At 67.0% G+C, this 11,924-nt stretch carries 8 protein-coding genes and 1 pseudogene; 4 read left to right on the forward strand and 5 right to left on the reverse strand.

Annotation, left to right across the window (positions count from 1 at the left end):
• Positions 1–7: 7 nt before the first annotated feature.
• Positions 8–2,110 (reverse strand): TonB-dependent receptor, encoded by a 2,103-nt coding sequence (locus tag ST3T6A_RS0111270; RefSeq protein WP_019833030.1) that lies wholly within the window; start codon positions 2,108–2,110, stop codon positions 8–10.
• A gap of 81 nt (positions 2,111–2,191) precedes the next feature.
• On the opposite strand from ST3T6A_RS0111270, the gene ST3T6A_RS0111275 reads away from it, so the two are divergent.
• From ST3T6A_RS0111275 to ST3T6A_RS22235, 3 genes are all read left to right on the forward strand, one after another.
• Positions 2,192–4,672: a sulfite reductase flavoprotein subunit alpha gene (locus tag ST3T6A_RS0111275; RefSeq protein ID WP_019833031.1), complete on the forward strand. Its 2,481-nt coding sequence runs from the start codon at positions 2,192–2,194 to the stop codon at positions 4,670–4,672.
• Positions 4,673–4,759: 87 nt separating this feature from the next.
• Complete coding sequence (locus ST3T6A_RS0111280) at positions 4,760–5,041, forward strand: hypothetical protein (RefSeq protein WP_019833032.1); 282 nt, start codon at positions 4,760–4,762, stop codon at positions 5,039–5,041.
• 199 nt (positions 5,042–5,240) lie between these two features.
• On the forward strand, positions 5,241–5,651 hold the full coding sequence (locus ST3T6A_RS22235) for a beta-ketoacyl synthase N-terminal-like domain-containing protein (RefSeq protein WP_443024275.1): 411 nt from the start codon (positions 5,241–5,243) through the stop codon (positions 5,649–5,651).
• A gap of 473 nt (positions 5,652–6,124) precedes the next feature.
• On the opposite strand, the pseudogene ST3T6A_RS19955 reads toward ST3T6A_RS22235, so the two are convergent.
• The 3 genes and pseudogenes from ST3T6A_RS19955 to ST3T6A_RS19960 all read right to left on the reverse strand — a co-directional run.
• A pseudogene (locus tag ST3T6A_RS19955) lies at positions 6,125–8,605 on the reverse strand (type I polyketide synthase); the annotation flags it as partial.
• 183 nt (positions 8,606–8,788) lie between these two features.
• The gene (locus tag ST3T6A_RS0111290; RefSeq protein ID WP_019833033.1) at positions 8,789–9,094 is read right to left on the reverse strand and encodes a DUF6072 family protein; all 306 of its coding nucleotides are present in this window, start codon (positions 9,092–9,094) and stop codon (positions 8,789–8,791) included.
• Between the two features lie 168 nt (positions 9,095–9,262).
• A complete protein-coding gene (locus ST3T6A_RS19960) occupies positions 9,263–10,009 on the reverse strand; it encodes a 4'-phosphopantetheinyl transferase family protein (protein WP_162140530.1) in 747 nt (248 codons plus the stop codon).
• Between the two features lie 221 nt (positions 10,010–10,230).
• On the opposite strand from ST3T6A_RS19960, the gene ST3T6A_RS0111300 reads away from it, so the two are divergent.
• Positions 10,231–11,700 carry a CYTH and CHAD domain-containing protein gene (locus ST3T6A_RS0111300; protein WP_026359636.1) on the forward strand — a complete coding sequence of 490 codons (1,470 nt, stop codon included), beginning with the start codon at positions 10,231–10,233 and terminating at the stop codon, positions 11,698–11,700.
• 15 nt (positions 11,701–11,715) lie between these two features.
• Here ST3T6A_RS0111300 and ST3T6A_RS21810 read toward each other — a convergent pair whose 3' ends face one another.
• Entirely contained in the window at positions 11,716–11,868 is a 153-nt protein-coding gene (locus ST3T6A_RS21810) for a hypothetical protein (RefSeq protein WP_167103511.1), read from the reverse strand.
• Positions 11,869–11,924: the final 56 nt, after the last annotated feature.

An 11,924-nucleotide genomic window follows, 5' to 3' on the forward strand; every position in this document is an offset into this window, starting at 1 on the left:
TCCCCGGTCAGAAGTCGAATGTCGCGGACGCCCGGACGGTACGCGCCAGGCCGACATAGAGCGTCGTGCCGCCGGTTGCCCAGTAGCGCTTGTCGGTGACGTTATCGGCGTTCACCCGGAAGGTGATCGCATGGCCGTCCGCCGTCGGCATCTTGTAGCTCGTGCCGAGGCTGAGCGTCGCATAGGCGGGCAGCACGCCCTGATCGAGCGCGTCGGTGTAGCGCTTGCTGGTGTAGTAGACACCCGCATTGAGCCCGAGTGCCGGCAGGATCGGCGGGTGATATTCCGCGAAGGCCGAGCCCGACCAGCGCGGCGTGCTGTCGATGAACTTGCCGTCCTGATCGGCATTGCCGGTCTGCTTCTGGATCGCGGTCAGATACTGGCCGGAGAGCACGACGGACAGGCTCTTGGTGAGGTTGCCCTGCACGCTCGCCTCGACGCCCTTGTTGATCTCGCGGCCGTTCACCAGGAAGATGTTGGTGGCAAGATCGGTGTAGGTCAGCCCGCGATTGATGTGGAACCACGCCACCGACAGCAACGCGCCGAGGAACTCCGCCCGCGCGCCGACCTCGATCTGCCGGCTCTTGATCGGCGCGAGCACGTCGCCGGCATTGGCGGTGCCGTCGGGCGCGGTGCCGGCGCTTTCGAGGCCTTCGATATAGGTGAAATAGAGGCTGGTCTTCTTGGTCGGCCGAACGACGAGGCCGCCGGTCGGCGTCCAGGTCTTGATGCTGTAGTCGGTTCCGCTCGTCTTGGTCTCATAATCGACATGGCGGACGCCGCCGATCACCAGCACGCGGTCGGTGATGTGCGCGAGGTCGAGCGCGTAGAGACCGGTATCGACGTTGGTGGTGCCGGCCAAAAAGCGGTTGGTGGTCGGGCGGAGCGCGCTCAGCGGGATGTCGAGCGGATCGTAGAGATTCTGCGCGACGGCCGCATAGCTCTGCTGGTGCTGATCCTCCTGTATCTGCCGGTTGCGCGCATAGCCGAACAACAGGTCGTGCTTGATGCCGAAGGTGTCGATCTTGCCGGCGATCTCTGTGCGCCAGTAGAGGTTCGAATATTCCTGATCGGGCGTGTAGGTGGCGACGATCGTGCCGGCGCCGGTATCGAGATTGACCTTGCCGATATTGGCGATCATCCGCTGGCGACGGGTGCGGGCATAGCCGGCCTCGGCGCGGATCGACCAGTCGTCCGAGAGCGCATAGTCCGCCCGGCCGAGCGCATTGGTCACCCAGGTGCGATAGGGCGAATTGACCGGCGCATAGCGATTGTGCGGATTGGGGATAGCCGGCAGCGTGATGTGGCCGTTCACCGCCGCCGGCAGCGTGATGCCGCCGGGCTCGTCGGTGGCGCGGCGATAATTCTCGACGTCGAGCTTGAACGAGAGGCGATCGGTCGCCCGCCAGTCGAACGCGCCGCTCACGACGTAGCGATAGCCGCGCACCCCGTCGATCGGCGTCTCGATATGCGCGCCATAGGCGTTGATGCGCGCGCCGAACTGTTTGTCCGCGCCGAACTGCCGGCCGATGTCGAAGCCGCCGCCGACGCCGCCCTCGTCATCGCCATTCACATAGAGGCTGGTGACGGACTGGGCGCCTGCACGCTTGGTGACGACGTTGACGATGCCCGACGGCGTGCTGATCCCGTAATAGAGCGCGGAGACGCCCTTGAGCAGCTCGACGCGCTGCTTGTTCTCGATCGGGATGGGGCCGAGGTTGATGATCTGGAGCGCGCCATTGAGGCGATAATTGGTGCGCGCGTTCATCAGCACGCCGCGCGAGACGAAATTGTTGCTGGTGGTGGGGCTGGTCGCCTGCTGGGTCACGCCCGGCGTGTTGCGGAGCGCCTCCTCCAGCCCCTGCGCACCCTGCGAGTCGAGCAGCGAGCGTGTCACCACGGCGATGCTGGCCGGCGTATCCATGATCGACTGGTTGCGGAAAGCGCCGACTTGCACGACCTCGGCGCGGAACGGCGCTTCATGCTGGCCGGTGACGACGATCTCCTCGTCGAGGCTGCGCTCGATGCGCGGATCGTCGGCGGCGGGAGCATCGGCGGCCGCGGCCGCAGGAGCGGCGGCCACTGCGGCGGCGAGAAGAAACATCGTCATGAAAGCCCTTTCCGCGACTCACTCGCGGAGTCGTGCGGGTCACCTATTGCTATTGATATCGATTCGCAACATTGGTGGCGCATGAAGGAATCGACGAAGGCGCCCATCACGGCGCGATGGCTCATCTTCCAGCTTCACTGGCTGCTCGGCATCACGGCCGGGCTCGTGCTCGCCGTCATGGGCGTGACGGGCGCCTCGATGGCGTTCCAGGACGAGATACAGGGGGCGCTGGTCGGCCATGTCGGGTTAGCACCCGATCAGCAGCCTCTGGCGCCGGCCGATCTGATGCACCGCGCCGTCGCCGAGCATGGCGGCAAGGTCGTCCGCCTGCTGGTGGATCAAGACCCGACCGTGCCTGCGCGGATCAGTTTCTCCTCCGAGGAGGATGAGGGCCGCGACACGTTTCTGGTGGATCGCGGCACAGGGCGGATCCTCGGGCCGCTGCCCGCGGGGGCGCTGTTCGACACGATCAACCACCTCCATCGCTGGATGGCGTTGCCCGGCAACGGCAATGGCTTCGGCCGCCAGATCACGGGTTTCGCGGCCTTCTCGCTGATCTATTTCGCGCTGTCCGGCCTCTATATGCGCTGGCCGCGCCGGCCGCTGAACTGGCGCGCCTGGCTGGTGCTCGACGGGCGCAAGACCGGGCGCAACCTCTACCGCGAGCTGCACGCGGTCATCGGCGGCTGGGTGCTGATCTTCTACCTGACGAGCGCGCTGACCGGCCTGTGGTGGTCCTATGACTGGTATCGCTCCGGGCTCCAGTCGATGCTGGGCGGCGAGCGGGTGGAGAAGGTGAAGGCCAAGGGCAAGCCGTCCTTCGATCTCGCCTGGCAGGGCTTCGATCAGGCGACGGCGGGCTTCACCTATGAGCGCGTGCTGATGATCCTGCCCAAGAAGGGCGCGGCCGTGCAGTTCCGTGCCCTGCCTTATGGAGCGCGGCACAATCGGGCCGATGATCTCGTCTCGATCGACGGCGCCACGGGGAAGCCGCTGTCGGTGGATCGCTACGCCACCCGCCGTCTTGGACGGACGATCCTCACCAGCATGTTCGAGATCCACCGTGGCGCCTTCTTCGGCTGGCCGGGGCGGATCGTGATGTTCACGACCAGCCTTACCATGCCCCTGTTCACGGTGACGGGGCTGCTGCTCTATCTCTCGCGCCGCCGCCGCAAGCGGGCGATCCCGGCCGAGGAGGAAACCCTCGCGGGGCAGCAGGCGGGAGACGCGCTCGTCGTCTATGCGAGCCAGTCGGGCACGGCGGAGCGGCTGGCACGGCGGACGGCGGCGATGCTGGGCGGTGCGCGGCTGGTGCCGATGGCGCGGCTCGACCCGGCCGAACTCGGGGAGGTCCGCCGGGCTTTCTTCGTGGTCAGCACTTATGGCGAGGGTGAAGCGCCGGACGATTGCCGTGCTTTCGTCCGGCGGACGATGGCCACGCCTGTCGCGGCAACGGCGCTGGACTATGCGGTGCTCGCGCTGGGGGATCGGGAATATCCCGATTTCTGCGCCTTTGGTCATGCGGTCGACGCGTGGCTTCACGAGAGCGGCGGTCGGCGGCTGTTCGATCTGATCGCCATGGACGGCGACGATGCTGATGCCCAGCGCCACTGGCAGCAGCAACTCGCCGTGCTGGGCGCGCACCCCGAGGTGCCGGACTGGGAGCCGGCCGCCTATCAGGACTGGCGGCTGGTGGAGCGTGAGCGGCTCAATCCGGGCAGCGTTGGCGAGGGCGTCTATCGCCTGTTGCTCGAACCCATCGATCCTGCGGTCCGCTGTGAATGGCGTCCGGGCGCGATCGCGGAGGTCGTGCCACGCCATGATCGCGCCTATGTCGATGAATGGCTTAGGAAGATGGGCATTTCCGCGACCGAAGAAGAGCGCGCGGATCTCGCGGGCGCCATTCTGCCGCTGGCCGGTGAGGCGGATGGCGAGCTGCTGACGGCGCTCCGTCCGCTGGCGCATCGCGAATATTCGATTGCCTCGCTGGCGGAGAGCGGACGGGTTGAGCTGCTTATCCGCCGCCATGTCTTCGCCGACGGGCGCATGGGCGTGGCCTCAGGCTTCCTGACGGAATCGCTGGGCGAGGGGGCGATTGTGCAGCTCCGCGTCCTGGACAATCCCGGTTTTGCCGGGCCGGAGGACGCTGCCACGCCGCTTATCCTGATCGGCAACGGCACCGGCATGGCGGGGCTCCTCGCACATCTTCGCGAGCGGGCACGAACGGGTGGCGGCAAGGTCTGGATGATCCATGGTGAGCGCAACCGCGCGCATGACGGGCTCCATGCGGAGGAACTCGCCATGCTTCAGGCCAGGGGCGTGCTGACGCGTCTCGATCAGGCCTGGTCCCGCGATGCGGGGGAGGCGCGTTACGTCCAGCATCTCGTCGAGCGACATGGCGAAGCGATCGTCGAATGGATCGAGGCGGGCGCGGTCATCATGGTTTGCGGCAGTCTCGCGGGCATGGCCCCGGCGGTGGATGCCGCTCTGCGCGAGGCTTTGGGCGACGAGCGGCTGGAGCTTCTGGCGGCCGAGGGGCGCTACCGGCGCGACATCTACTGATCGCCGGCGCCTCCTCTCATTCGGCTCTCGCCCCGGCCAATTTCCGTCGCACGCCTCTCGACTTCCACGCGCGGCGGAGTAGCTTGGATGGCCGCAGAAGGGACCAGAGAGACCGTGCGCGAGCGCAAATCGCCAGAAGATGCGGACATTGAGAGCAACCTGATCGACATCAGGCGCTATCTCCAGACTCACGCCCGGTCGACCATGTCGCATGAAGACGAGGATGCAACCGAGCCATCCGCGTGGGAAACCTACCGGCACGCGGAATATAGCGACGGGCATCGGCCCCGCTTTTCCAGAACGGATCTGATCCTGATCGTTCTGGTGCTGGTGCTGGGCGGATTGCTGGCGGTGTTCGTGCTTTATTGATGCTCCATCGATCGATTTTGGTGGGGCGATAGTCTCAGCGTAATGGCCTTTCTAACGCGAGGTCCGTTTTGGATGAATAAAAAGCGCCTATAGTCTGGCGCATTTGTCGATTTCTCTCCATTATGACGAATGTCGGCGCTGCACAGTAGCTGTCGATAACAATACACGAACCCGGCTGATGTTTTTCCGGTCGGGGGTCATGAACTGTCATCCATCATCGACCTATGACGCCGCGCGCGACACCCTTCGGGATGCGGATGCCGTGGCGATCGTCTCTGCCGCCTGCCGCTATCCCGGCGGTTGCGACGACCCGGAGGCGTTCTGGGACATGATGAAGCGCGGCAGGACGGGATTCCGCGCCGCGCCGCAAGGCTGCTCGCCCGGCTGGGACAGGGTGGGCGGCTTTCTGGATGCGCCTTTTCCGCATGCTTTCGACGCGGCCTTTTTCGATATCGCACCGGCCGAGGCTGTCGGGCTCGATTCCCAGCATCGCCTGCTGCTCGAAGTGGGATGGCGTGCTCTGGAGCGGCGGGTTCGCGAGACATGGCGTTGCACCAGGGTCTCCACGAAGGCCTGCTGCTCGGGCGTCAGCCGCGCGCCGGCGAGATGAATCCCCCGGATCGCGGCGACGGGTACGGGCGTCGGCGCGCGTGGCCGCACCGGCTGAGCCTGTGCCGGTGCCGGTTGCGGAGCGGCGGCGGGGAGAACGGCTCCGCCCGCTGTCGCGAGCTGCTGTCGGCTGAGTTCGGTGAGACTGCGGAGATGCTGGGCGGACATCTCCGCCATGGCCTTGAGCTGTTGCTGGAACAGCGAGCCGGCGTCGGGTGACGGCAGGACGGGCTCGACCGGCGACCCCGCCGAAATGGTCAGATCGGGCGGCACGGTCAGGAAGGCCGGAGCCTCGGGTGCGATAGCGGCCGTCCGGCGGGTGGCGTGTTTTGCCAGATAAGCCTCGATGTCGCCCAGCGTCCCCAATTCGGTGAAGAGCTGGCTCATCTTGAGTTCGACGCCGTAGGAACGCTCGACGCCTCGCCGAAGCGAGCTGACCGTCAGCGCGCCGCCGTGCCGCGCGAGCGCGGAGAGGATGTCGCCCGGCCCGATTTCGAGGAAACGGCCATATCCATCGGCCTTGAGCGCCTCGATGGCATCGGCGAAGCGGACGGGTGCCTCGATCTGCGCGCACCAATAATCGGCGTCGAGCAAGGCATGGGCTGGCCGGCGGCCGCCGCTCACCGTGGAATAGAAGGGCAGTCCGGCCGGCCGGGCCCGCACACCCTCGCAAGCGGTGCGGAAGAGCGGGACCATCGGCGCCATCAGCGGCGAATGGAAAGCGTGCGAAACGTCCAGTCGAGGCGCCCCGATCGACCGCTCGGCGAGGTTCGTCAGCACGGCGGCGAGCGCTTCCTCCTCGCCTGAGAGGGTGACGGATCCCGTGCCGTTGATCGCCGCAATGGCGACACGTCCCGCATGGGAAGACAGGAACGGCGCGACCGTCTGGGTCGAGGCGAACACCGCCGCCATCGCGCCACCCGCCGGAAGGGCTTGCATCCGCCGGCCACGCTCCAGCACCAGCCACAGCGCCTCTTCGGGTTCGAAGATGCCGGCGATCGCAGCGGCCGCGAACTCGCCGACGCTGTGGCCGACGACGGCGTCCGGCCGCACGCTCCGGCTCGCCCACAGCTCGGCCAGCGACCATTGCAGCGAGAAGAGCAGGGGCTGGGCCACCTCCGTCCGCGACAGCGCCGAGGCGTCGCCCAGAAGCTCGGTCAGCGGCTGGCCGAGCCCGTCGCCGACGACCGCCTCGCACCGGTCGAATGCTGACCGGAAGACGGGTTCGGAGGCATGGAGCGCCCGCCCCATGCCGACATGATGCGCGCCCTGGCCTGAAAAGAGGAACACCAGCCCGCGCGACGGGGATGTCGCATGGGATGGGGCTTCGTGCGCCGCTCCGCTGCGCAGGGCCTCGGCGAGGGCCTCCCGCGATGGCCCGATGGCGACCATGCGCTCGCGAAGCGGACTCCGCCGTGCAGCGACGGCGCAGAGATCGGCCAGTTCCGCATCGCCGGCGGTTTCGATCCGGGCGCGCCACCGGTCGGCGGAGGCTGCGAGCGCCTTGGGGGTCGCCGCCGAGATCGGCAGGGCGAGCATCGGGCGGGCTTCGGCCGCCGGATGGGCTGTGACGGGCGGCGCGGTCACGACGATGTGTGCGTTGGTGCCGCTCAGCCCGAAGGAACTGACCCCTGCCACGCGGAGCCGCTCGCCCGCATTCCAGGGCGAGGCCGAACCCGTCACCGCGATGGAGGAGGCCTCCCAGTCGATATGGCGGTTGGGCGTCTCGAAATGGAGGCTCGCCGGGATGATCCCGTGACGCATCGCGAGGATGACCTTCATCACCCCCGCGATGCCGGCGGCCGCCTCGGTATGCCCTATGTTGGTCTTGACCGAGCCGAGCCGCAGCGCGCGCTCCATCGGTCGGCGGCCGAACACGGCGTCGAGCGCGCCGAACTCGATCGGATCGCCGAGAGGCGTGCCGGTGCCGTGCGCCTCGATATAGTCGATCGCGTCAGGGGCGAGGCGAGCGTCCTCCAACGCAGCTCGGATGACTGCCTGCTGGGCAAGGCCGTTGGGCGCGGTCAGCCCGTTGCTGCGCCCGTCATGATTGACCGCGGAGCCGGCCAGGACTGCATGGACAGGATCGCCGTCACGGATCGCATAGTCGAGCCGCTTGAGGAGGACGAGGCCACAACCCTCGCCTCGGCCATAGCCCGATGCGTGCTCGTCAAAGGCACGGCTGCGCCCGTCGGCAGCGAGGGCGCGGACCTTGCACAACGCCACCATGCTGTCCGGAGAGAGGAGCAGGCTCACGCCGCCTGCGAGCGCGGTGTCGCATTCCTGTCGCCGCAGCGCCTTGATAGCCGCGTTCAGCGCGACCAGCGACGAGGAACAGGCGGTGTCGAGCGTCACGCACGGTCCGCGCAGATCGTAGAAATAGGAGAGCCGTCCCGCTGCCGTGCTGAACATCACCCCGCTGCCGGCCTGCGGTGTTATCCGCGCGGGATCGCCGGAATGGATGTGGGCCTGGATATAGTCGTAGTTGGAAAGGCCGAGGAACAGGCCGGTGCGGCTGCCCGCGAGCCGTTTCGGATCGAGCCGGGCGTCCTCGAACGCCTCCCAGCTGACCTCCAGAAGCAGGCGCTGCTGCGGGTCCATCGCCTCGGCTTCCGTGGGGGTGATGCCGAAGAAGGCGGCGTCGAAGCGGCGAACATCGTCCAGCAGCGCCGCCTCGCGAACATAGAAGCGGCCCACCGCATCGGGATCGACATCCCACCAGCGATCGAGATCGAAGCGATCGCGCGGGATTTCGGCGACGGCGTCGCGCCCGTCCTCGAGGAGTTGCCAGAAGCGCTCCGGGTCGGTCGCTCCGCCCGGAAAACGGCATCCCATGCCGATGACCGCGATCGGCCCCCGTGCGGCGAGCGCATCATTCTCGTCCCGCAAGGCGCGGATCTGCGTCGAGGCCTTGCGCAGGGCTTCGGCCAGTCGAGGTTCGCCTGTCGGTTCCATGGCAGCGCGCGACGCTCCCGCTGAGGGCTGGGATCAGGCTGGGCCGGTCGTCGCCGAAGCACCTGGGACGCAACGGTACGGCCGCCGGCGACAGCTGGCGGTTCGGCAGGCGGGCCTGCCATTGGCGAAGAGAGGGAGAGGCCGCCTGATCAGGGCAGATAGCCCTGTCAGGCGGCGCGGGTGTCAGGCCGCCTTGGCGGGCGTCGCGGCCGGCTTATGGGGCAGGGCATCCGCCACCGAAGTCAGCAGATTGGTGCCGGTCGTGGCGATCTTGTAGGAATTGACGCGAAGGCCGATGGCGGCAAGCGCGGCCATCAGCGGCATGGACGGCGCCAGAATGGCGGCGGCCGCGCCCGCCGCGACGAAGGTGCCGACACCGGTGCCGATATCGCCACGGATCAGGCTGCTGGCGCCGGGAAGCAGCACTTCGCCGGCCACCATCGCGGTGCGCCCAATCACGGTATTGCTGTCAGCAAGCGCGTTGCTCATCTGTGTTGTCCTTTCCCCAAGGAAGACGTGCCGTATCTCAGGATCGGGCAACCCCAATGGTTACCGGAGACAGGGCATATCATGAGGAGGCGTGCTCCAGAGGAGCGACTGGTCTGTTTTGGACGAGACGAGGATTATCCGGCGCGAATGTGCCATTTCATTGTAGGATTACCGGGCGATATCCAGGATGGCCGTGTTTCTGGTGAAGATCGTCGTAACCAGCGATGCCCAATATCCCTCTTCCGGCTGCCATGCCGCCACGCGCCAGCGATCGGAGGCGGCTTCATCCTCCCGGTCCCGGATCGTCTCGCCGCGTTCGCCGAGCAGCGCCCCGAACTCGATCGATGTCGGCGGGCGCATCAGCCCGTCCCCCAGCGCCTTCAGATAGGCCTCCTTGCGTGCCCAGGCCTCGTGGAAGAAGGCCTGCCGATCCCCCATTCGGAGCGCCGAGAAGGCGGCTTTCTCTCGTGGGCTCAACACCAGCTCCGCGACGCCCTGGAGATCGGCAATCGGGCGTATCTGCTCGACGTCGATCCCGACCGGGCCGTCCCGCGTGATGGCATAGAGCGCCAGATCGCCCGAGTGCGAGACGTTGAAGTGCAAGGGGGCTGTATCGAAAGGGCTCCCGAGTTCGGGCTTTCCATAAGGGCCCACCCGAAGCGGCACGTCGGCGGGTTCGGTGCCCAGATAGGCGGACAGGAGCCGCCGCAGCGTCATGCGACCGAGCATGTAGAGCAGGCGGTCTCGATCGAAACGGAAGTTCGCCGCGCGTGCACGCTCCGTCTCGTCGAGAATGCCGGTGGCGGCTTCGGCATGGCCGCACAGCGCATCCAGTCGCGCGATCCAGACATGCGCCTCTCCGGGCGACAATTCCGGTATGCCGAGGTGGCCCTCCGGTCGGAACTTCCCTCTCATCCCCACGAACCGCACCGCCTCTTCCTCAACGGCTTCTGCTCCGAACGAGTGTATAGTCAGGGCCGGCTTCCGCGGCATAGGGCGCCGCAGCGCTTGTCGTGCCGTAACGGGAGGGCTGGTGCCTCCCCGGAGCGTGGACTTGCCGCGCCGCCGCCTTGGTGGCAGCTTGGGGCATGGGCCGGTCGGGGCGTGCAACGCGATCGAACCGGGCGGAGATGAGCATGGCGGACCCGCTCGAAATCGAACTCAAGCTCGAAGTCGCGTTCGAGGATCGGGAACGATTGAACGCGCTTCCGCTTCTCGCGGATGGCTCGGGGAAGACCGATCATCTCTTCTCGACCTATTTCGACACGCCGGACCTGCATCTGCTCGACGCCGGCTATTCGCTGAGGGTGCGCCGCAAGGGGAAGGGGCGGATACAGACCGTGAAGGCGGACAGCGAGGCTGCTGCCGGCCTGTTCGTCCGGCCCGAATGGGAGCGGTCGATAGACGGCGATCTGCCCGTGCTGGACGAGACCAGCGGGCCGTTGACCCAGCTTCTGGGGGAGGATGCGATCGCGCGTCTCGCGCCGCTGTTCGTCACCGAGGTTCGCCGGACGGCTCGCGCGGTCGCCCAGGGTAGCAGCCGGATCGAACTGGCGGTGGATCGCGGCGAAATTCGCGCCGGCGATCGACGGGCGCCGCTCTGCGAAGTCGAGCTGGAGCTGGAAGAGGGGCCGGCCAAGGCCTTGTTCGATCTTGCGCGGGAGATCGACGCGGAGGTGCCGCTTCGTCTCGGCGTGCGCTCCAAGTCCGAGCGCGGTTATGATCTCGCGTCCGGTCGCGTGGAGAAGTCGGTGAAGGCGGAAACGGTCCGCCTCGAACCGGATTTCGATGCGCAAGCCGCGTTCCAGGCGATCGCGCGGGCCTGTATGCGGCAATTCCGGCTGAACGAGGCGCTTCTTCTCGAAACGGGCGACAAAGAACCGCTGCATCAGGCGCGGGTGGGCCTGCGGCGATTGCGCTCGGCCTTTTCGCTGCACAAGCGCCTGCTGGCGACGGACGGCCGTGTCCCGCGGCTGAAGGAAGAATTGCGCTGGCTGGCGGCAGGGCTGGGCGAGGTTCGCAATGTCGACGTGCTCATCCCGCGCATCGAGGAGAAGGATGTGTGCCGGCGGCTCGTCGAAGAGCGGGCGCGGATGTTGGAGCAGGTCCGTGCCGCGCTGATGTCGCCGCGTGCCCGGCTGCTGATGATCGATCTCGCCGAATGGCTGGCGCTCGGCGACTGGCGCGTCCGTCCGGCGGACCCGGACCTGCTCCATCAGCCTGCGGCGTTCTTCGCCGGTGATGTGCTCGATCTGCATCGCAAGCGCCTCAAGCGTCGCGGCCGCAAGCTCGCGGAGCTGGACGACGAGCACCGCCATCGCGTGCGGATCGAGGCCAAGAAGCTGCGCTATGCCTCGGAATTCTTCGGCGGTCTCTATGTCGACCGCAAGGCCGGACGGCGGCGCAAGGCGTTTCTGGACGCGCTCGAGGAGTTGCAGGACCATCTGGGCGACCTCAACGATCACGCCACGGGCGCTGCGGTGCTGGCCCGGCTGGGCCTTGAGGCGAAGCTGTCCGAACTGGACCGGCGGGAGCAGGCGCGCCTGCTCGACCGGGCCGAGGATGCTTATGAGACGCTCATCGATGTGAAGCGCTTCTGGCGCTAGGAACAGCGGCGGGGATCAGCGCTCGTCGGTGGTGCGCTTCACCTTGTTGGGCAGGTCCTTGCCCTTGGTCCGCCGCGACGGGAGCTGGACCGGATTCTTCTTTTTCCATTGAGCCCAGGTCATCGGCCCTTCCGGCGTGTCGATGATCGTATCGTCGAGAGAAGCCATGATCCTGTCCGTCCACGAGAGTTCGGCCGGCAGATAGCATAACGCATGACGGTGGA

The organism is Sphingomonas sp. PR090111-T3T-6A (assembly GCF_000383095.1).
Classification (GTDB): Bacteria; Pseudomonadota; Alphaproteobacteria; order Sphingomonadales; family Sphingomonadaceae; genus Solisphingomonas.

Excerpts from the sequence above, each read along its gene's own strand:
- ST3T6A_RS21810 (WP_167103511.1), bottom strand. The coding sequence starts at position 11,868 with ATGGCTTCTCTCGACGATACGATCATCGACACGCCGGAAGGGCCGATG.
- ST3T6A_RS0111270 (WP_019833030.1), bottom strand. The coding sequence starts at position 2,110 with ATGACGATGTTTCTTCTCGCCGCCGCAGTGGCCGCCGCTCCTGCGGCC.
- ST3T6A_RS19960 (WP_162140530.1), bottom strand. The coding sequence starts at position 10,009 with ATGAGAGGGAAGTTCCGACCGGAGGGCCACCTCGGCATACCGGAATTG.
- ST3T6A_RS0111275 (WP_019833031.1), top strand. The coding sequence starts at position 2,192 with ATGAAGGAATCGACGAAGGCGCCCATCACGGCGCGATGGCTCATCTTC.
- ST3T6A_RS0111290 (WP_019833033.1), bottom strand. The coding sequence starts at position 9,094 with ATGAGCAACGCGCTTGCTGACAGCAATACCGTGATTGGGCGCACCGCG.
- ST3T6A_RS0111300 (WP_026359636.1), top strand. The coding sequence starts at position 10,231 with ATGGCGGACCCGCTCGAAATCGAACTCAAGCTCGAAGTCGCGTTCGAG.
- ST3T6A_RS22235 (WP_443024275.1), top strand. The coding sequence starts at position 5,241 with ATGAACTGTCATCCATCATCGACCTATGACGCCGCGCGCGACACCCTT.
- ST3T6A_RS0111280 (WP_019833032.1), top strand. The coding sequence starts at position 4,760 with ATGGCCGCAGAAGGGACCAGAGAGACCGTGCGCGAGCGCAAATCGCCA.